Source organism: Winogradskyella marincola (assembly GCF_029624125.1).
GTDB classification, from domain to species: Bacteria; Bacteroidota; Bacteroidia; order Flavobacteriales; family Flavobacteriaceae; genus Winogradskyella; species Winogradskyella marincola.
In genome coordinates this window covers 166,071-185,193 of the sequence record NZ_JARSBN010000006.1, presented here as the reverse complement: position 1 = coordinate 185,193, position 19,123 = coordinate 166,071, and the positions used below count along the sequence as shown (strand labels likewise).

The following is a 19,123-nucleotide window of genomic DNA, read 5'->3' as shown; positions in this document are numbered from 1 at the left end:
TGGGTTTATTTTTTCTTTTCTAATAATGCCATATAAAATCCGTCAAAGCCAGATTTGTGTGCTAGGACTTTTTTGTCCTTTACAAGCGTAAATTCTTTTCCGTTTTCAGACTTTAAGAAATTTTCAACTTGTTTTTCGTTTTCAGAAGGTAAAATAGAGCAAGTTGCGTATACCATTTTGCCTCCGGATTTAACCATTTTTGAGTATTGTTCTAAAACTTCAGATTGAGTTTTTTTGATGTTTTCTATAAACTCAGGTTCTAGTTTCCATTTGGCATCAGGATTTCTTCTTAGTACACCCAACCCAGAACATGGAGCGTCAATTAATAAACGATCTGCTTTGCCATGAAGCTTTTTTATAGGCTTTGTAGAGTCGATAACTTTCATTTCAATATTATGAACTCCATTACGACGTGCTCTAACTTTAAGTTTCTTTAGTTTACTCTCGTAAATATCCATAGCAATCACTTGGCCTTTGTTTTCCATAAGTGATGCTAAGTGCAATGTTTTGCCACCTGCGCCAGCACATACATCTACAATTTTCATGCCTGGTTTTACGTCTAAAAAGTCCGCAACCAATTGAGATGATGCATCTTGAACCTCGAACCAACCATTTTGAAAAGCTTCTGTTTTAAAAACATTAGCACGTTTAGTTAGCTTTAATGCCCAAGGATGATCTGGTAAAAATTCGGTATCAATGTCTTCAGACTGTAGTTTTAGCTGTAAGTCTTTTTTGTTAGTTTTAAGTGTGTTAACTCTTAAGATAACATCTGCCTGCTCATTTTGCATGGCAATCTCTTCGGTCCAGATTTGTTCACCCAATTCTTTTACACCCAAATCATCTATCCAGTCTGGTATAGACTCGCGGAACTTTCTAATTTTAGAAAGTTCATCAAAACGACCTTTAATCTTGCGTGTTGGAGTATCTGTAAAATATTTCCAATCCGGAAGTCTTATTCCTTTTAGCGTTGCCCAAACAGCAAAAATTCGCCAAAGATTATCTCTGTCGTAAGGTGCTTTTACGTCAGCGATTTCAGAGTATAATCGTTTATATCTAACAATTTCGTATACGGTTTCTGCAACAAACCCTCTGTCTCTGCTTCCCCAACGTTTATCGCGTTTTAGTAATTGCTGTACTACTTTGTCAGCATATTCATTTTCATTGAAGATTTTGTGTAAACCATCAATAACCGCAAAACATAAATTTCTATGTAATCTCATTGCAAAAAATTAGCATGCAAAGGTAGTATAAAAGTTGGGAAGTGCTACAGTATTAGACCAAAGTCTTTTGCAAAACAAAAAAATAGAGAACAAGTTTTTGCTTGTTTCCGCATCTCAATTAAATTGCAGTAATTTCTTAAATATAATTTGAAAGAAGAGAAGATAATAGAACAACTAAAGGAAAGAAATACCGCAGTGTTTTCTCAACTTATAGATGATTACCAGCAAAAGGTTTTTGGTACCTGTATTTCTTTTGTGCCCAACAAAGAAGATGCAGAGGACTTAGTGCAAGAGGTGTTTTTGGAGGTTTATAATTCTATTTCAAAATTTAAGGGTAATTCTAAGTTATCTACCTGGATCTATAAAATAACTACTAACAAATGTTTAGAGTTCATCAGAAAAAAGAACACTAAGAAGCGAAGCGGTTTTTTAAAGCCATTGTTTAGCGAAGAATTTTCTATAGACAAGACCAATTATTTTACAGAGTTTAACCATCCTGGATTTTTATTAGAAAACAAAGAATTAAACGAAACCTTATTTAAGGCTATAAACAGTTTGCCAGAAAGTCAGGCTTCGGTCTTTACTTTGCATAAGATTGATGGAAAAAGCTATCAGGAAATTGCAGACATAACAGATAAGAGTGTGTCATCGGTAGAGTCTCTTATGTTTAGGGCTAAGAAAAACCTTCAGCAATTATTATACGACTATTACAAAAATGAAATTTAGCACAAGTTTTTTATAACTTATGCATCTAAATAACAAATGATTTATGATGAAAGATACTGAGATTAACAAAAAAGTAAATGCTACGCTAAATGTGGCAGATACTATCCAAGAGGTAAAGGTGTCGCCTTTTCTAAAGGATAGAATATTGAACAATTTAACCAATGAGGTTGATGAACCTCAAAAGGTTTGGGCATGGTTTTCTCCTAAGTTTCAGTTAGCAACTTTGATAATAGTCATTTTACTAAATGTGTATGCATATAAAGTACTGACATCGGATAATTATAATACAACCGTTGAAGAATTTGTAGATACTTATGATTTTGGAGACGAAACATATACTTCTATTTTTAATTAGTTGAGTTATGAAAAAACAAACCCTATTATACATATTGCTTGTAGTACTTTTTTTGTCTAATGCTTTTTTTATTTTTCATCATTTAACAAGCCAAGGAAATAACGATCATAAATCTCGTTTTTCTATGGTAGAAGAGTTAAACTTTAACCAAGAGCAACAAGATGCTTATAACAAGATGCGAAGTGAGCATTTTGATAAAATGAAATCCTATTCAAAAAGAATAGGTGAGTTAAAAGAAGAAATATATTCTAATAAAGGAGAAAATGAAATCTCTGAAGTGTTTTTAGATTCTGTAATAGATTTAATTGCAATAGAAGAAAAGAACAAAGATTTAGAGATGTATAAGCATTTTAGAGACGTAAGAGAAATATGTAACGATGAACAAAAAGCGCAACTCTCTAAAATTATAAACGATGCTATAAAGCGTCATGGCAAAAGAGGAAAGTCTAAAAACAAAGAATGAGTTAAGTTTATAATTTCTCTTTAAGTAGGCTTTATAGACTATTATTTGATTGATTATTGTTAATATGAAAAGCTTTGCGGTAATATCGTAAAGCTTTTTTATTTTTAAGCAAAATTGAAAGTATGCGAATTTTACTGTTTTGTTTGTTGTTATTTAACTTGTGTTCTTGTAAATCTGAAGAACCTTTAAAACAAAGAAATTTTTCTGAATTAGAAATTGAAACCTTATTGAAAGATTCGTTATTGAATGTTAGGGCTTTAGAAGTTGATAAATCTGGAACTGGTGTTTTTGCCACATCAAGAGGAGAAGTAGGGTTTATTTATCAGTCTAAGTTTTTGAATATGAGTTATACTCAAGAAGAAAAACTTATTTGCCATATATATTATGAATACAATTATGCTAAGGATTCTTTTCCAAATTTCAGAGCAGTAGCAAAAAATAGTAATTCTTTTTTTGCAATGAGTATTGGCAATCCCGCAGTTGTAGCGACTACTTCAATGGTAAATGATATGCACTTACCTGATTTTGCTTACAAGGAGATCAACGAAAAGGCATTCTACGACTCTATGGACTTTTGGAATGACCAAGAAGGTATTGCAATTGGTGACCCAACAGATGATTGTATGAGTATCATTATTACCAGAGATGGAGGTGAGACTTGGACGAAATTATCTTGTGATGATTTACCAAAAGCAAAAGAAGGTGAAGCAGCTTTTGCAGCAAGCGACACCAATATTTCAATAGTTGGAGATCATACTTGGGTAGCCACAGGAGGCAAGGCAAGTCGGATTTTATATTCGCCAGATAAGGGTAAAACCTGGGACGTTTTTGAGACACCAATTATTCAAGGCAAAGAAACTACAGGTATGTATTCTATTGATTTCTACGATGAAACCAATGGATTTGCCATTGGTGGTGATTATACCAAAGCTAACGATACTTTAAATAATAAAATAAGAACTAAAGATGGTGGCAAAACCTGGCAAGTTGTGGCTAACGGTAAAGGACCAGGTTACAGAAGTTGTGTGCAGTACATCCCAAATTCTAATGCTAAAGAATTAGTGGCTATAGGTTTTAAAGGTATTGACTATAGTAATGATTCTGGTGAAACATGGAAGCATTTAAGCGATGAAGGTTTCTATACCATTAGATTTTTAAACGACTCTGTAGCTTATGCAGCAGGAAAAGGACGTATTAGCAAGTTAACTTTTAGAGAATAAAAAAGTTTTTTTGTCAATCTGAACTCGTTTCAGATTCTAAAATAAATTCAGAATGAAAGATTAATTTTAGTTTCGTCTGTTTTGTCTACGGTCTTTAAATTCTTTTAACCTATCTAAAAGCTTACGGTCAAATTCTCGTTCTGCTCGCATTAAGGCTATAATTTTTTTACTTGAGATTACTTCTTCTAATTTAGACACTAATTCTCTGTTTAATTCGTGTTTTTGGTCTTCAATGTCAAGCATTTCATTAAGTAAGATTTTTGCTTCTTCTTCGGTTAGATCTTCTGGCTTTTTTTCTTTTCTTTTTAAAACCGATTCTTTTCTAAGTTCTTCTTTTTTAACTTCTATTTCATTGTAAATAGGCCAAAATTTTTGAGCTTCTTCAGAAGTTAATTCTAACTTATCTGTAATAAAAGCTACTTTTTGAGCTTTTATTCGTTCTTTGATTTTTTCACCTCCTTGTGCAAAATTTGTAGCACTGGTTAATAAAAGTATAAATAGGATTAGTTGTTTCATTATAATGTTTTTATTGTTGTAAAATTGTTTCAATATCTGTGTTTTCTAAAAGATATGATTCTATATTTTCTTCATTATATTCTGTTTCTACCACAGTAAAATCTTCTTCCAGAATGTCTGCTTCTACTAATAGTTGGGCTAGCTCATAACTGTCTAAATCACTATTTTCAAAATAGGTTTCTACCATTTCTGCAGATACTTCTTGGGTGTCGTTATCGTTATTAATAAAAATTGCAAAAAGCAATACTAAAGAAGCAGCAATGGCAGCTATAGAATAGAAGGTTTTTCTAGCGTTAAGTTTTATTACAGGTTTATCTTCTAATTTGTTGAAAATTTTATCATCAAGCGATTCAAAATAACCATCAGGTGTTGTAAAACCAGAATTATTAATGTCATCTATAGTTTCTTTAGTTTTAAAACGCTCAAAGAATCTATCCTCAAAATTTTCAAGGTAGTCTTCAGGTGCTTTAAAACCACTAGATTTAATGTTATGTAATTTTTCTTTTTTCACGTTATGCTGAACTTATTTCAGTATCTATTTCTTTGACTTCAAAATAATAAATAGGTTTAATCTGAAGTTAAAAAGCTTTCTATTTTTTTTACAGCTATATGATATGAAGCTTTTAAAGCTCCTTCACTGGTTTCTAATATTTGGGCGATTTCCTTGTATTTAAGATCATCGAAATATTTCATATTAAAAACGAGTTGTTGCTTCTGTGGAAGCGAGGCTATAGCGTTTTGTAATTTTAATTGTATTTCATCTCCTTCAAAATAAACATCGGCTTTGAGATTGTCAATTGCTAATTTTTGATGTTCCTCATTAGATAGTTGCATGCGTTTTGCATTTTTATTGATATGCGTAATAGATTCGTTTGTAGCGATGCGATATAGCCAAGAGTAAAGTTTACTATCTCCTTTGAACTTGTCTATATTACGATACACCTTAATAAAAGTGTTTTGCAAGACGTCGTCTGCATCATCATGAGAAATTACAATTTTTCTGATATGCCAATACAGACGCTCTTTATAGAGGCTCAATAATTCTCTAAAAGCCGCATCTTTAGTTTTAGTGTCTTTGAGGCGTAATATAAAGTTTGTTTCGTTTGTCAAGTAAATTACTTTTCTATTTAGACTATTGAAATTAGTAAAAGTTTAAAACTGAAAAAAATAATTATTTGGCCTTTGATTCAAGTATTTGTAAACCAATGGTTTTTGTTTTTAAATATCGATTAAAAGCAAAAAAACACGATAAAAAGCATTTTTTTCTTGTTTACTAGGTTTATTTGTTATATGTTTGACACAGCTTAACCTATTAAATTGTTATCAGTTTCCCCAAATCTGGTAACAAAAACGAGAAGGATGCATATTGTTTGCATCCTTTTTTTATGCTTGATATTTTTCTATTTGTCTGATAATTTTATGTTTAGCTCGATTATTTGTTGGGTTTTTTGCTGAGATGTTGTACATTGTTATGTTATCTCTTAGTAAGATTTTTATGTAATGAAGATTTTTTCTCTACTTTTTTTGCTGGTATTCTCCACTTGTATTTTTGCTCAGGTAGGTGTAGGTACAACTGAGCCCAAAAGTACTTTAGATATCAATGGTAACTTATCTGTAAAAGTTGTTAGTTTGGTAGGAAATGGTACCGGAACTCAGACAAACGCAGGTTCTACTGTAGAGATAGATGATGGTGTTTATATTTCGGTTAACCCTCAGGTTCAAGACGATACTTTTGAATTACCTAATCCATCGGAGGTTCCTGGACGTGTATATTTTATTAGAAATGTAAATCCAACAAACACTATAACAGCTAAGATTGTTACTGATACAGGTCAGTTGTTTTCTTCCGGTAGTACCACAAATGGTTCAAATGAAATTTACTTGTACGAAAGTGGTAGTGACTTCCGTAAAAGTGTCATTGTAATTAGTGATGGTGCTAATTGGACCTATTTTTTTGGTTTACTATAGAAGTTATTCAAAGCTCTGCATAGCTACCAGTTTCTTGTAAGCACCATTTTTGGCTAATAATTCTGTGTGTGTACCTTGTTCTACAATTTCGCCTTTTTGCATTACTACAATTAAGTCTGCGTTTTGTATTGTAGATAGTCTATGTGCAATTACAATTGATGTTCTGTTTTTCATCATGTTTTCCAGAGCATCTTGTACCAAGCGTTCGCTTTCTGTATCTAGGGCAGAGGTTGCCTCGTCTAATATCATGATAGGTGGATTTTTAAGCACTGCACGTGCAATACTTAAACGTTGTTTTTGTCCACCAGAGAGTTTATTTCCAGAATCTCCAATATTAGTGTCTATGCCTTGTGGTAATTCTTTTACAAATTCCCAAGCATTAGCAATTTTTAAAGCATCAATAACTTCGTCATTTGTAGCATCCTCTTTTCCTAATAAAACATTGTTTTTAATAGTATCATTAAATAAGATAGAATCTTGAGTAACAATACCCATTAAGTTGCGCAAAGAGTGTTTTGTAAGTCCTTTTATGTTATCGCCATCAATAGAAATACTTCCTTCGTTAACATCATAAAAACGCGTTACAAGGTTGGCAATAGTACTTTTCCCACTTCCAGATTGACCAACTAAAGCAACACTTTTTCCTTTAGGTACTGTAAGTTGAAAGTTTTTGAGCACTAAATCATCTTCATATTTAAACGAGATGTTATCAATGCTAATTTGTGATGTAAAATCGGTTTTAGTTTTAGCATTTGGAGTATCTTCTAATGGAGATTTTGTGTTTAATATTTCTAAAACACGCTCTGCAGCAGCATTACCTTTTTTAACACTATAACTGGCTTTACTTATAGCTTTTGCTGGTGTTAGAATATTATAGGCTAATCCCATATAAACGATAAATAGACCAGCTTCCAGGTTGCCATCATTTAAAACCATTTGTCCTCCGTACCATAAAAGTATAGAGATAACAAGAATGCCTAAAAACTCACTTGTAGGTGAAGCTAAATTTTGACGATGAAGAAGGTTGTTAGAAAATTTATTAAATCGATCTGTGGATTCTTTGAATTTGTCGCCAAATATCTTTTGAGAATTAAACCCTTTTATCACTTTAAGACCTCCTAATGTTTCTTCAATAATAGACAATAATTGCCCTTGTTCACTTTGTACTCTGTCTGAACGCTTTTTGAGGCTTTTTCCAATTCTTGAAATAATAAATCCTGAAACTGGAATAAAAATGAAGACAAATAAAGTAAGCTTAGCACTAATTAAAAACATTGTAATTATCGTAAAGAGAATCATTAATGGTTCTCTTACAATAAGTTCTAATATAGATAAGAAGGATGTTTGTATTTCTTGAACATCTGTTGTTATTCTTGCTATAGTGTCACCTTTTCTTTTTTCTGAAAAATAAGCAATTGGTAGGTCTACAACTTTATCGTAGAGTGCATTTCTAATATCTTTTAGAACACCGTTTCTTAAAAAGGTAATAAAGTACATAGCCAAGTAGCTAAATAAATTTTTAAGCAAAAACATACTCACTACTAAGACAACCATAAAAATAAGAACATCATCATGCCCTTCATTGGCTTTTTGAGTTACAAAATAGTTTAAGTAGCTTTCTAGATAATCTTTTACGTTGCCAATACCTTCCCAAGTTGGCTTTGTATTTATTTGCTTTGTTTTATCAAATAAAACATTAAGCATAGGGAAAAGAGACACCATTGCTAGTGTACCAAATAAAGCGTAAAAAATATTACTTATTATGTTTAAAACTGCAAAGGTTTTGTAGGGTTTGGCAAAGCCAATAATTTGCTTAAAATAATTCATGTACTATAAATTCATATCCTTTAGGATGGCATCAATCTTACTTTCCAATAACTGCTCCGTTGTTGCAAAAGCAGACACATTGTCAAGATCTGTATTGACACTGATGTAGAATTTAATTTTAGGCTCAGTCCCACTTGGTCTCAGAGCAATTTTGCTACCTTCTTCTGTATAATAAATTAATACATTAGATTTTGGTACATCTATAGTAGTTTCTTCTAAAGTTTGAAGGTTTTTAGAAATTGAAGTTTGGTAATCTTCAATTAGCACCACTTTTTCGCCATTAATTTCTTTTAAAGGATTGTTTCTGGCATCAACCATCATTTGTTTGATTTCTGCAGCACCTTCAATCCCTTTTTTAGTAAGCGATATTAATCGCTCTTTAAAGAAACCATGCTCAACATATAGATCTATTAGTTTTTCGTATAAAGTTTTGCCTTCTGCTTTAGCTTGTGCTGCAATTTCGCAAGCTAAAAGGGTAGAGGTTACAGCATCTTTGTCGCGCACAAAATCGCCAACCATAAAACCAAAACTTTCTTCACCACCACCAATAAAATCTTGTTCTGGGAAGTCTTTTATCATTTTGGCAATCCATTTAAAACCTGTTAAGCCAATTTTGCATTCTACATCGTATGCATTCGCTAACACAGACATCATTGGTGTAGAGACAATCGTAGAACCTACAAACTGATTACCGTTAATTCTTCCTTCTTTTTTCCATTGTTTTAAAAGGAAATCGGTCATTAAAATCATGGTTTGGTTACCATTCAGAATCACCAATTCGTTTTCTAGATTCCTCACTACAACACCTAATCTGTCGCAATCTGGATCTGTACCAATAACAATATCTCCATTTACTTTCTCAGCTAATTTCATAGCCATTTTTAGAGCTTCTGGCTCTTCTGGGTTTGGTGATACTACAGTTGGGAAATCTCCATTTGGATCTTTTTGTTCTTCAACAATATTTACATTGGTATAACCAGCTCGTTTTAGAGTTTCTGGTATTGCCATGATAGATGTACCATGAAGCGATGTAAAAACGATATTTAAATTTTCTTTAGCTTTTGTAGCGGTATTAAAACTTCCATTTTTTATAGAAGCATCAATAAAAACATCATCAATGGCTTTGCCTATATATTCAATTAAATCTGAATTTGCTTCAAACTTAATCTCAGAATAATCGAGTTTGTTTATTTCTGCAATAATTTCTCCATCTTGTGGTGGAACTAATTGTCCGCCATCTTGCCAATACACCTTATAACCATTGTATTCTGGTGGGTTGTGAGAAGCTGTAAGTACAATACCACAATGACAACCCAAATGCTTTAGTGCAAAAGAAAGTTCTGGTGTAGGTCTTAAATCTTCGAATAAATAAACCTTAATACCATTAGCAGAAAATACATCAGCAACCACTTTACCAAAAGTTTTACTGTTATGTCTACAATCGTAAGCAATGGCTACTTTTATCTGTTCACCAGAAAAAACTTGATTTAAATAATTACTAAGCCCTTGAGTGTTTTTGCCTAATGTATACTTATTAATTCTGTTAGTACCAAGACCCATTATGCCACGCATTCCTCCTGTACCAAACTCTAAGTTTTTGTAAAAACTTTCTTCCAGTCCTTTAGGATCTGAAGCTATCATGTTTTTAATTTTGTCTTGAGTATCTTGATCAAAAGTTGGTGTTAGCCAAGTGTTTACGCGTTCTAATATTTCTGGTTTTATATAAATCATAAGTGAAAAGTATTATTATACAAATGTAAAAAATCTTACGCTTGCAAGATTGAATCTTAGGGATTATTACATTTATTCAGAGACATTTAATGCTTCCTTAACGTAATAACGTTGTTGTTGACGTTTGGATCTTAAAATAAGTTCTCCTAAGAAGCCAGCAATAAATAATTGAGATCCTATAATCATAGTTGAAAGTGCAATGTAAAACTGAGGTCTGTCTGTAATAAGTCTCCCTGTAGGGTTAAAAAACAATTTGTCTAAGCCTAGATAAAACGAAAAACCAAAACCAATAATAAACATTATAACTCCAAGAGCACCAAAGAGGTGCATTGGACGTTTACCAAAGCGAGAAACAAACCAAATGGTTATAAGATCTAAAAAACCGTTGATAAAGCGATTCATTCCAAACTTGGTATGGCCATATTTTCTGGCTTGATGCTGTACCACTTTCTCACCAATATTAGTAAAACCAGCATTTTTGGCAAGTACTGGTATGTATCTGTGCATTTCGCCATACACATCAATATGTTTTACAACTGTATTGCTGTAAGCTTTAAGTCCGCAGTTAAAATCGTGAAGTTTCACTCCAGATGTTTTTCTGGCAGCCCAATTAAAAAGTTTTGATGGTAAATTTTTAGCAATAACAGAATCAAAACGTTTCTTTTTCCATCCAGAGACGAGATCGAAGTTCTGATTGGTAACCATGTCATACAATTCAGGAATTTCATCAGGATTATCTTGTAAGTCTGCATCCATAGTAATAACAACATTACCTTTGGCAGCAGCAAAACCAGCATGTAAGGCTTGGGATTTTCCAAAGTTTTTTAAAAACCGAATGCCTTTGACACAAGCATTAGTTTTAGCAAGTTGCGAAATTACTTGCCAGGACGTATCTGTACTGCCGTCGTCTATAAATAGAATTTCATAAGAAAACGAATTGGATTGCATCACAGATACAATCCAATCGTGTAGTTCTTTTAAAGATTCTTCTTCGTTGAGTAGTGGTATAACTACTGATATATTCATATTTTGAAAGCTCTAATTTATAGACTTCAAAAATAAACGAAATTATTTAAGCAGCGTGTGGGTCAGATTTTTTAACCACTAGAGCTACAATTAACCCTACAATACTAAATCCAACAAGTTGGTATGCAATAGATTTTAGAGAATTAGTTATGGTAAAGAAACTTCCCTGAGCTTCTAACTGTTCTAGAGTTTTATCTATTGTTTCTTGAGGCGCTCCCCAATTTTCCATCATTCTTAGTTGAGATTCTATAATTTTCTCTTGAAGTATTGCTGCTGCTTCCGGATCTACAAAATTAAAAATAACCAAACCTACAATGGCAGGAATTGCAATTCCAATAGCTACAGCAATAAAGAAAGCCGTAAAAGCGTCTTTAAAGGAAATATAGCCACCCAATATACTTCTGGCTTTTAAAGATGATATTACTCCAAAAATTATAACTAATACCATTTGGCTAATTCCAAACCACCATTTTGTAAAAAGATCTAAATAAGCAGCATAGCCAATTACTGTTAAAGAAGATAGGATTAACGCCAGATAGATACCGTATTGTGTAGCAGAAGATTTATAAGATTTTTCCATAATAAAGGTTATTTTTGTTAGTTAATTGATTAGTTAGTATTCAAAGATACTAATTTGTTACATCAAAATATGAAATAAAAATTATCAAAAAGATTGTAGAATTGCAAAATTTACTTAAATTTGCACCTCGAAAAAATCGAAATTATTTAAAGCAGATAGCGATGAAAGCAGGAATACATCCAGAAAATTATAGAGTAGTAGCATTCAAAGACATGTCTAATGAAGACGTATTTTTAACTAAGTCTACTGCAGAGACAAATGAAACTATTGAGGTTGATGGTGTTGAATATCCATTAGTAAAATTGGAAATTTCTAGAACTTCTCATCCTTACTACACTGGTAAATCTAAATTAGTAGATACAGCTGGTCGTATTGATAAATTCAAAAACAAATACGCTAAGTTTAAGAAATAATCTTAGTTATTTAGATATTTTAAAAAGCCTTTCTTTTGTAGAAAGGCTTTTTTTATTTTTACATAAATTCAAATTTAGATGAACTACATACTTTTTGACGGACCGTACAGAGATAATCTCTTACCTTTTACATACACAAGACCTGTTGCAGAAATTAGAGTTGGCATATTAACGATTCGTCAGAAATGGGAATCCTTCTTAGAATATACCACAACCACTGTTACAGAAGATTATTTGTCTGACAAGTTTCCAATGGTAGAAATGGAAGAGAATATAATGATTAATGCTTCTTTTTTGCCAAATACTGAAGTTGTAGAGCTTGTTAAAAATTTAAATCATAATCAAGCGTTGTTTAAAGACGAGGATGTTATTGCTTTTTTTGCAAAAGAAGGTGAAGAGGTTAATGATTTTTCAAATTTTGAAGCTATTGAATTTGATGGTGATATTTTGAAAATTGAAAACACTTGGGATATTTTTTCAAAAAATGGCGGAGCTATAGAAGAGGATTTTAATCTAATTACCAATGGAAGGAAGTCAGAGCCTATTCCTGCAACGGTAAAAACTCTAAACCCTGAAAATATCTTTATTGAAAAAGGAGCAAAGCTCAATTTTGTAACCTTAAACGCTAGTTCTGGTCCAATTTATATTGGTAAAGACGCAGAAATTATGGAAGGCACAGTTGTTAGAGGTCCCTTGGCACTTTGTAATAACGCAACACTAAAATTAGCAACCAAAATATATGGACCAACTACAGTAGGACCTCATAGTAAAGTAGGAGGTGAGGTAAACAATTCTGTAATTTTTGGTTTCTCTAACAAAGGACATGATGGTTTCTTAGGAAATTCAGTATTAGGCGAATGGTGCAATATTGGAGCAGATTCTAATAATAGTAACCTTAAAAATAACTATGCTGAAGTGAGACTCTGGAATTACCAAACAGGAGGATTTGCTAAAACAGGTTTACAGTTTTGTGGCTTAATGATGGGCGACCATAGTAAGTGTGGAATCAATACTATGTTTAATACTGGTACAGTTGTTGGTGTAAGTTCTAATATCTTTGGTAGTGGATTTCCTCGCAATTTTGTACCAAGTTTTTCTTGGGGAGGCAGCAAAGGTTTTGTAACATATAAAACCAACAAAGCTTTTGAGGTTGCAGAAGTAGTAATGGGAAGACGCAACGAGGAGTTTACAGATCTAGACAAAGCCATTTTGGAGTATGTTTTTGAAGAAACAAAACAGTACAGAAGAGAATAGGTGTATTTTAGACAGTGTGTTTTGTTCCATTTGTATCTGTACTAAACTATAAATCATTACAATAATTAAAGTATGACATCCAAATTTACACTACTAACTGTTTTATTATGCTTTACTTTCGGATTTTCACAAAGTGAAGATGTTGAAGTAAAAAAATTGAAGATTAATACAGAGTTAGACCATTTTGCTGCTCGTGTAGTTGGTGATAAAGTTTTTTTTAGTCACAACCTTACAACCAAAAGAGGTCGACCGATAAAAGATAAGTATGATGGTTTTATTTACATTATGTATGAAGCACCATTAAGCGAAGATGGTGAAATAAAAGACGAACAACCAATTGTAAAAACAGAATTAGGACGTTTCAATATGTCTTCAGCAACCTTTTCTAAGGATGGTAAGTATATGTATTTTACGACCAATCATATAGATAAAGGCACTAATAAGTTGAAAGGTATAGAAACCTATAATCTACAAATTCAGCGTGCCGAATATGAAGAAGGTAAAGGTTGGACAAATTTTGAAACCTTACCATTTTGCGATCCAGATCATAATTTTGCGCATCCAGCATTAAGTCCAGATGGAAATACGCTTTATTTCATTGCAGATGTTAAAGGAACCAAAGGAAAATCAGATTTATACAAGGTTTCGGTTTCTAATCACGACACTTATGGTGAAGTAACAAGTTTAGGTGAGACTATAAACTCATCGCGTACTGAAATCTTCCCGTTTGTAAGCGCAGATAACAAACTGTATTTTACTTCGGATAGAAGAGGAGGAAAAGGGGGTTTAGATATTTATGTTTATGATTTGGACTCTGATGATACAGAGCAAGAACCAAAATCTTTAGAAGAGCCTATAAACAGTAAAGGGGATGATTTTTCTTTCTTCTTGAATCAGGATTTAACGACTGGCTATATTTCATCACGACGTTATAAAGGTGAAGGTGGTGATGATTTGTATTATTTTGAGAAGTTTTAAGGTTGTTTCTCGCAAAGCCGCTAAGCTGCAAAGTTTTATTTTTAATTGTGAGGGTTGATATTAGTGCGTTATCTCCAATTGTAGAGAGGATTAAATATCAATAAACTTTGCGAATCTGCGCCTTAGCGTGACTATTCTGTCTTTTTAACTTTCTTAAGTTCCAATAAATTCGTTGCATTGATTCCTAGGTCTTTCACCTCTTTTCTGGTAAAACGTACTACTTCATCGTAAAACATAGGAACAATTGGTGCTCTATTTATTATCAAAGCATCCATTTTAGTATAAAGCTCAGCTCTCGCTTCAGGGTTGATTTCTAAATAAGAAGCTTCATACATTTTATCAAATTCAGAACTAGAATAATGTGTGTAATTTGGTCCATTCGGCGCAAAATTCTTACTGTAATAAAGCGACAGATAATTTTCGGCATCAGGATAATCTGCAATCCAGCTTGCTCTAAAAAAGTCGAGTTGACCATTAGCTTTTGCATCCTTTAAACTCGAAGCAGGAATTACATCTACATTAACATTAATACCAATTTTCTGAATTTCGCGTTGAATAAATTCACAAAAACTTAAATAGTTGCTCGTAGTTGTTAAGGTCACTTCTGGCTTTTGGATACCAGTTTCAGATTTAAATTCTAAAACTAATTGTTTTGCTTTTTCGGGTTGATAAGTAAAACCGATAGTATCATCAAAACCTGGTAACCCTTTTGGGATAAAGCCACCAGTTGCAGGTATACCAATGCCGTTTCGCAGATAAGTAATCATCTTGGTTCTGTCAAAACCAAGGTTAATGGCTTGTCTTAATTTTAAAGCCTGAATTTCTTCCACTTCAGTTTCCATAAAAAATGCCAGATATTCAGTGTTGAGGTATGGTCCTCTAATCATATTTACGTCATCAGCATACAGTTCTCTAAGTTTGCCTTCAGCGGTTAAAATTTCATCCTTGTAAGAGGCATCTAAACCAGAAACAAAATCGATATTGCCTTGTGCAAATTGTAAAAATTCACTTTGTTTATCTGGTAAAAATGTAATGGCTATGGCTTCAAGATAAGGTAATTGCTCTCCCTTTTCATCAGTTTCAAAATAATTGTTATTACGTCTAAAAACGAGTTTTACATTTTCTTCCCAACGCTTAAATTTAAACGGACCAGTACCAATAGGATTAGATCTAAAATCACTGCCATAATGCTCTACAATTTCTTTAGGAACCACAGAACAATATTTCATGGTGAGTAGCCCTAAAAACGCAGGAAAAGGTTGTTTTAATTTAATCTGAAATGTAGAATCATTTAAAGCTGCATAACTTTCTACTTTTTTAAGCACCCAACTTCCTGGTGAGGCTAGTTTTTCGTCTTTAAGTCTGTTGAAGCTGTATTCAAAATCTGAAGCATTAACTGTTCTTGTGGAGTCTTTACCGAACAAATAGTGCTTATGAAAATATACATCTTTTCTAAGGGTAAAGCTGTAAGTTTTGGCACTGTCTGTAACCACCCAATTTTTAGCAATGCAAGGCATTACGTTGAGCTGATCATCCATTTGAACCAATCCATTAAAAAGCTGGTGTGTAGCCCAAATATCTGCTAAATCTTTAGAGAAAGCAGGATCTAAAGAACTGATGTTTTTGTGCTCATTATACCTGAAAACTAACAAGTCATTATTCTTATTGTTTTTAGAAGAACACGAAAACAAAGTAATACTAAAAATTAAGAGGCTGAATAATAAGGTTTTAATGGGTTTTTGCATCTAATTAATATGTTGTAAATTTGCCAACTTGGTAAAAATACAAGAATGAACCCAACAAAAAAAGTCGCATTTTATACTTTAGGTTGTAAGCTTAATTTTTCTGAAACTTCTACAATAGCTAGAAGTTTTAAGGATGAAGGTTTTGCACGTGTAGACTTTAATGAGGAAGCGGATATCTATGTAATTAATACGTGTTCTGTAACAGAGAATGCAGATAAACGTTTTAAAACTATAGTAAAGCAAGCGCAAAAGGTAAATCCGGAGGCATTTGTTGCAGCTGTAGGTTGCTATGCGCAGTTAAAGCCAGAAGAGCTTGCAGATGTTGATGGAGTAGATTTGGTATTGGGTGCAACAGAAAAGTTTAAAATTACCGATTACCTAAACGACTTAACCAAAAACGATTTTGGTGAAGTGCATAGTTGTGAAATAGAAGAAGCCGATTTTTATGTAGGTAGTTATTCTATTGGAGACAGAACCAGAGCATTTCTAAAGGTGCAAGATGGTTGCGATTACAAATGTACTTATTGCACAATTCCTCTAGCAAGAGGGATTTCTCGTAGCGATACTATGGACAATGTTCTTAAGAACGCTCGTGAAATTTCTGAGAAAAACATAAAAGAAATTGTTTTAACAGGAGTAAATATTGGTGATTATGGTAAGGGTGAATTTGGAAACAAAAGGCACGAGCATACTTTCTTAGACTTGGTTACCGAGTTAGATAAAGTAGAAGGTATAGAGCGTTTAAGAATTTCTTCCATTGAGCCTAATTTATTGAAGAATGAAACCATAGAATTGGTTTCAAAATCTCGAGCATTTGTTCCTCATTTTCATGTGCCATTACAAAGTGGTAGTAACGATATTCTAAAAAAGATGAAGCGTCGTTACATGCGAGAGTTGTATGTAGATCGTGTTTCAAAAATAAAAGAAGTAATGCCACATGCTTGCATTGGTGTGGATGTTATTGTTGGTTTTCCTGGTGAAACCGAAGAGCGTTTTCTGGAAACTTACAACTTCTTAAATGAGTTGGATATTTCCTATCTACATGTATTTACATACTCTGAGCGCGATAATACAGAAGCTGCAGCAATGGATGGAGTAGTGCCAAAAAATGTAAGGTCAAAGCGTAGTAAGATGTTGCGTGGTCTATCAGCCAAAAAAAGAAGAGCTTTTTACGAAGCGCAGATAGGAACTACAAGAACTGTTTTGTTTGAAGGTGAAAATAAAGAAGGTTACATTCATGGCTTTACCGAAAACTATGTAAAGGTTAAAGCACCATGGAATCCAGAGCTGGTAAATACGTTACACACCGTAGAATTAACCAAAATAGACGAAGACGGATTAGTGCGTTTTAACTTTGTGCACTCTAATAATACTGTTAAGGCAATTTAGTTGGTCTAATAAATCTGTGACTTAACGATTTAATTTTAATTGCTGTATAGCCGCAAATACATTTATCCAAAACTAAGTATTCGTTATCATATGAAGCGTTATAAAATAACTTCATTTTTAATAATTTTATTCTCTCTGGCGCTAATGTCTTGCTCAGAAGAGGATCATGAAGATAATGGAGTTGATATTTTAGGTGTTTGGGAAAATACAGAAACAAATACTGAGACTACAACAACGTATAGACTGGTTTTTGGTGCAGATAAAATAGGAATTAATACAGAAAGTATTCAGTTTGCTTCTGGTGAAATAATTTCTAACGCATTATCTTTTACTTGGAAACTGAATGGTAATGAAGTTAATCTTTATGATGCTAATGAAGTGCATATAGATACTTTTACTATTACAAACGAAGGCCAACTTTTTTTAACCAATAGTTCTCTTCAGCTAGAAAAAGTTTCGGATGATTACACACAATTTTTTTGAAATTGAGATATAAACCATAAAAAAAACCGAAACAAATTTGTTTCGGTTTTTTTATTTATTCTATTTCAGATTATATGCGAATACCAACTGGTAGCATACGCTTGTACTTTCTGTTGCTTCTTACAAACTTTGCAATTTCAGGACTTGTAGGTACTACACTAATGTTTCTTTCTTTAATATCAGCAAATACCATCGCTAAAAAATCTTTTTCAAATTCGGTAGATTTTACCGAAGTAGGAATTACCATCTTAGTTAAAAATATTTTTCGCTCTTGTAAAGAGTACTCAATAATGGCCATGTCATTTTCAACTTTTAATTCATATTGACGTAAAAAGTCATTATCAATTAATTCAGCAGTTTCAGTCATAATTTTCCTTGTTTTTTAAGTTAGCGGTTGGCAAGTAGATACTATATTTTATATAGTTTTGCTGTGCAAAGGTACAAAAAATCGACGTAAGTTTTAAATTAAGGTTGTTAAAACGTTAAATAATAGGTTTTTAACGGCTTTTTGGAGCCTTTAAACTTACATTTATACATTAAAATTTAGTTATGATCTCAAACCTTACCCATGTATATTTAATGCCAGGAATGGCTGCCAATCCTACAATTTTTGAGTATATAAAACTGCCAGAAGATAAGTATCAAATTCATTGGTTAGAATGGCAAATACCAGATAAGGATGAAACATTACAAGATTATGCCAAGCGTATGTGTAAGTTTGTAGAACATGATAATGTGGTGTTATTAGGAGTTTCATTTGGAGGTATATTGGTTCAGGAAATGAGCAAATTTTTAAATGTTAAGAAACTCTTTGTAGTGTCTAGTGTAAAGTCGCATCACGAACTTCCAAAACGCATGAAGTTGCTAAAATACACCAAAGCCTATAAGATTTTACCTACCAGATTGGTTGGTAATATAGAGCTTTTGGCAAAGTACGCATTAGGAGAAACTATAAAAAAACGAGTAGACCTTTACCAAAAATACCTTTCTGTAAATGACACGGTTTACTTGGATTGGGCCATAAAACAGGTGGTGTGCTGGGAGCAAGAAGAACCAAATATAGACGCTGTGTATATTCATGGAGATAAGGATATGGTTTTTCCAAATTCTTGTGTTGGTAATTGTATTGTTATCAAAGGAGGAACTCACATAATGATAATTAATAAGTATAAATGGTTTAACGAAAATTTACCAAAACTTATAGAGTCTCATACTTGAAAGAGAACGGT

General features: G+C 32.7%; 21 protein-coding genes. 11 read left to right on the top strand and 10 right to left on the bottom strand.

All coding sequences use genetic code 11. From position 1 onward, the window contains the following. Window positions 1-5: 5 nt before the first annotated feature. Window positions 6-1,220: an RsmB/NOP family class I SAM-dependent RNA methyltransferase gene (locus tag P7122_RS12170; RefSeq protein WP_278006075.1), complete on the bottom strand. Its 1,215-nt coding sequence runs from the start codon at window positions 1,218-1,220 to the stop codon at window positions 6-8. 147 nt (window positions 1,221-1,367) lie between these two features. Here P7122_RS12170 and P7122_RS12165 point away from each other — a divergent pair, with 147 nt between their 5' ends. The 4 genes from P7122_RS12165 (at window position 1,368) to P7122_RS12150 (ending at window position 3,984) form a co-directional block, all read left to right on the top strand. Next, window positions 1,368-1,946: an RNA polymerase sigma factor gene (locus P7122_RS12165; protein ID WP_278006074.1), complete on the top strand. Its 579-nt coding sequence runs from the start codon at window positions 1,368-1,370 to the stop codon at window positions 1,944-1,946. 43 nt (window positions 1,947-1,989) lie between these two features. Beyond that, entirely contained in the window at window positions 1,990-2,301 is a 312-nt protein-coding gene (locus tag P7122_RS12160; protein WP_278006073.1) for a hypothetical protein, read from the top strand. 7 nt (window positions 2,302-2,308) lie between these two features. Continuing rightward, window positions 2,309-2,764 (top strand): Spy/CpxP family protein refolding chaperone, encoded by a 456-nt coding sequence (locus P7122_RS12155; RefSeq protein WP_278006072.1) that lies wholly within the window; start codon window positions 2,309-2,311, stop codon window positions 2,762-2,764. Between the two features lie 122 nt (window positions 2,765-2,886). Continuing rightward, a complete protein-coding gene (locus P7122_RS12150) occupies window positions 2,887-3,984 on the top strand; it encodes a WD40/YVTN/BNR-like repeat-containing protein (protein ID WP_278006071.1) in 1,098 nt (365 codons plus the stop codon). A gap of 66 nt (window positions 3,985-4,050) precedes the next feature. Here the strand turns inward: P7122_RS12150 and P7122_RS12145 are convergent, their stop codons facing one another. Genes P7122_RS12145 through P7122_RS12135 form a run of 3 tightly spaced genes read right to left on the bottom strand, consistent with a single transcriptional unit; the run spans window position 4,051 to window position 5,610 of the window. Continuing rightward, window positions 4,051-4,500: a sensor of ECF-type sigma factor gene (locus P7122_RS12145; RefSeq protein ID WP_278006070.1), complete on the bottom strand. Its 450-nt coding sequence runs from the start codon at window positions 4,498-4,500 to the stop codon at window positions 4,051-4,053. 10 nt (window positions 4,501-4,510) lie between these two features. After that, entirely contained in the window at window positions 4,511-5,011 is a 501-nt protein-coding gene (locus P7122_RS12140; protein WP_278006069.1) for a hypothetical protein, read from the bottom strand. Window positions 5,012-5,067: 56 nt separating this feature from the next. Continuing rightward, window positions 5,068-5,610: an RNA polymerase sigma factor gene (locus P7122_RS12135; protein WP_278006068.1), complete on the bottom strand. Its 543-nt coding sequence runs from the start codon at window positions 5,608-5,610 to the stop codon at window positions 5,068-5,070. 390 nt (window positions 5,611-6,000) lie between these two features. Here P7122_RS12135 and P7122_RS12130 point away from each other — a divergent pair, with 390 nt between their 5' ends. Next, entirely contained in the window at window positions 6,001-6,468 is a 468-nt protein-coding gene (locus P7122_RS12130; RefSeq protein ID WP_278006067.1) for a hypothetical protein, read from the top strand. Between the two features lie 3 nt (window positions 6,469-6,471). Here the strand turns inward: P7122_RS12130 and P7122_RS12125 are convergent, their stop codons facing one another. The 4 genes from P7122_RS12125 to P7122_RS12110 all read right to left on the bottom strand — a co-directional run bounded on the left by P7122_RS12125 (window position 6,472) and on the right by P7122_RS12110 (window position 11,632). Next, entirely contained in the window at window positions 6,472-8,295 is a 1,824-nt protein-coding gene (locus P7122_RS12125; RefSeq protein WP_278006066.1) for an ABC transporter ATP-binding protein, read from the bottom strand. Window positions 8,296-8,298: 3 nt separating this feature from the next. Beyond that, window positions 8,299-10,026 (bottom strand): phospho-sugar mutase, encoded by a 1,728-nt coding sequence (locus tag P7122_RS12120; RefSeq protein ID WP_278006065.1) that lies wholly within the window; start codon window positions 10,024-10,026, stop codon window positions 8,299-8,301. Between the two features lie 72 nt (window positions 10,027-10,098). Then, window positions 10,099-11,052 carry a glycosyltransferase family 2 protein gene (locus tag P7122_RS12115; protein ID WP_278006064.1) on the bottom strand — a complete coding sequence of 318 codons (954 nt, stop codon included), beginning with the start codon at window positions 11,050-11,052 and terminating at the stop codon, window positions 10,099-10,101. 46 nt (window positions 11,053-11,098) lie between these two features. Further along, window positions 11,099-11,632 carry a DUF4199 domain-containing protein gene (locus tag P7122_RS12110; RefSeq protein ID WP_278006063.1) on the bottom strand — a complete coding sequence of 178 codons (534 nt, stop codon included), beginning with the start codon at window positions 11,630-11,632 and terminating at the stop codon, window positions 11,099-11,101. Between the two features lie 161 nt (window positions 11,633-11,793). Here P7122_RS12110 and P7122_RS12105 point away from each other — a divergent pair, with 161 nt between their 5' ends. The 3 genes from P7122_RS12105 (at window position 11,794) to P7122_RS12095 (ending at window position 14,277) form a co-directional block, all read left to right on the top strand. Then, on the top strand, window positions 11,794-12,045 hold the full coding sequence (locus tag P7122_RS12105; protein WP_278006062.1) for a type B 50S ribosomal protein L31: 252 nt from the start codon (window positions 11,794-11,796) through the stop codon (window positions 12,043-12,045). A gap of 78 nt (window positions 12,046-12,123) precedes the next feature. Further along, window positions 12,124-13,299, top strand: coding sequence for a GlmU family protein (locus P7122_RS12100; protein WP_278006061.1), 1,176 nt, complete (start codon window positions 12,124-12,126; stop codon window positions 13,297-13,299). A 72-nt stretch (window positions 13,300-13,371) separates the two neighbouring features. Then, window positions 13,372-14,277 carry a TolB family protein gene (locus P7122_RS12095; RefSeq protein ID WP_278006060.1) on the top strand — a complete coding sequence of 302 codons (906 nt, stop codon included), beginning with the start codon at window positions 13,372-13,374 and terminating at the stop codon, window positions 14,275-14,277. Between the two features lie 131 nt (window positions 14,278-14,408). On the opposite strand, the gene P7122_RS12090 is transcribed toward P7122_RS12095, so the two are convergent. Further along, window positions 14,409-16,022: an ABC transporter substrate-binding protein gene (locus P7122_RS12090; RefSeq protein WP_278006059.1), complete on the bottom strand. Its 1,614-nt coding sequence runs from the start codon at window positions 16,020-16,022 to the stop codon at window positions 14,409-14,411. Between the two features lie 45 nt (window positions 16,023-16,067). Here P7122_RS12090 and mtaB point away from each other — a divergent pair, with 45 nt between their 5' ends. Continuing rightward, window positions 16,068-17,411 carry a tRNA (N(6)-L-threonylcarbamoyladenosine(37)-C(2))-methylthiotransferase MtaB gene (mtaB, locus tag P7122_RS12085; RefSeq protein WP_278006058.1) on the top strand — a complete coding sequence of 448 codons (1,344 nt, stop codon included), beginning with the start codon at window positions 16,068-16,070 and terminating at the stop codon, window positions 17,409-17,411. A 90-nt stretch (window positions 17,412-17,501) separates the two neighbouring features. Beyond that, complete coding sequence (locus P7122_RS12080) at window positions 17,502-17,894, top strand: hypothetical protein (protein ID WP_278006057.1); 393 nt, start codon at window positions 17,502-17,504, stop codon at window positions 17,892-17,894. 70 nt (window positions 17,895-17,964) lie between these two features. On the opposite strand, the gene P7122_RS12075 is transcribed toward P7122_RS12080, so the two are convergent. Next, window positions 17,965-18,261 (bottom strand): N-acetyltransferase, encoded by a 297-nt coding sequence (locus P7122_RS12075; RefSeq protein WP_278006056.1) that lies wholly within the window; start codon window positions 18,259-18,261, stop codon window positions 17,965-17,967. 182 nt (window positions 18,262-18,443) lie between these two features. Here P7122_RS12075 and P7122_RS12070 point away from each other — a divergent pair, with 182 nt between their 5' ends. Beyond that, complete coding sequence (locus tag P7122_RS12070; protein ID WP_278006055.1) at window positions 18,444-19,112, top strand: alpha/beta hydrolase family protein; 669 nt, start codon at window positions 18,444-18,446, stop codon at window positions 19,110-19,112. The last annotated feature ends 11 nt before the right edge of the window (window positions 19,113-19,123 follow it).

Bases quoted from the DNA above. Each gene is read 5' to 3' on its own strand.
- P7122_RS12170 (WP_278006075.1), bottom strand. From the start codon at position 1,220: ATGAGATTACATAGAAATTTATGTTTTGCGGTTATTGATGGTTTACAC.
- P7122_RS12160 (WP_278006073.1), top strand. From the start codon at position 1,990: ATGATGAAAGATACTGAGATTAACAAAAAAGTAAATGCTACGCTAAAT.
- P7122_RS12155 (WP_278006072.1), top strand. From the start codon at position 2,309: ATGAAAAAACAAACCCTATTATACATATTGCTTGTAGTACTTTTTTTG.
- P7122_RS12150 (WP_278006071.1), top strand. From the start codon at position 2,887: ATGCGAATTTTACTGTTTTGTTTGTTGTTATTTAACTTGTGTTCTTGT.
- P7122_RS12145 (WP_278006070.1), bottom strand. From the start codon at position 4,500: ATGAAACAACTAATCCTATTTATACTTTTATTAACCAGTGCTACAAAT.
- P7122_RS12130 (WP_278006067.1), top strand. From the start codon at position 6,001: ATGAAGATTTTTTCTCTACTTTTTTTGCTGGTATTCTCCACTTGTATT.
- P7122_RS12125 (WP_278006066.1), bottom strand. From the start codon at position 8,295: ATGAATTATTTTAAGCAAATTATTGGCTTTGCCAAACCCTACAAAACC.
- P7122_RS12120 (WP_278006065.1), bottom strand. From the start codon at position 10,026: ATGATTTATATAAAACCAGAAATATTAGAACGCGTAAACACTTGGCTA.
- P7122_RS12115 (WP_278006064.1), bottom strand. From the start codon at position 11,052: ATGAATATATCAGTAGTTATACCACTACTCAACGAAGAAGAATCTTTA.
- P7122_RS12110 (WP_278006063.1), bottom strand. From the start codon at position 11,632: ATGGAAAAATCTTATAAATCTTCTGCTACACAATACGGTATCTATCTG.
- P7122_RS12105 (WP_278006062.1), top strand. From the start codon at position 11,794: ATGAAAGCAGGAATACATCCAGAAAATTATAGAGTAGTAGCATTCAAA.
- P7122_RS12100 (WP_278006061.1), top strand. From the start codon at position 12,124: ATGAACTACATACTTTTTGACGGACCGTACAGAGATAATCTCTTACCT.
- P7122_RS12095 (WP_278006060.1), top strand. From the start codon at position 13,372: ATGACATCCAAATTTACACTACTAACTGTTTTATTATGCTTTACTTTC.
- P7122_RS12090 (WP_278006059.1), bottom strand. From the start codon at position 16,022: ATGCAAAAACCCATTAAAACCTTATTATTCAGCCTCTTAATTTTTAGT.
- mtaB (WP_278006058.1), top strand. From the start codon at position 16,068: ATGAACCCAACAAAAAAAGTCGCATTTTATACTTTAGGTTGTAAGCTT.
- P7122_RS12080 (WP_278006057.1), top strand. From the start codon at position 17,502: ATGAAGCGTTATAAAATAACTTCATTTTTAATAATTTTATTCTCTCTG.
- P7122_RS12075 (WP_278006056.1), bottom strand. From the start codon at position 18,261: ATGACTGAAACTGCTGAATTAATTGATAATGACTTTTTACGTCAATAT.
- P7122_RS12070 (WP_278006055.1), top strand. From the start codon at position 18,444: ATGATCTCAAACCTTACCCATGTATATTTAATGCCAGGAATGGCTGCC.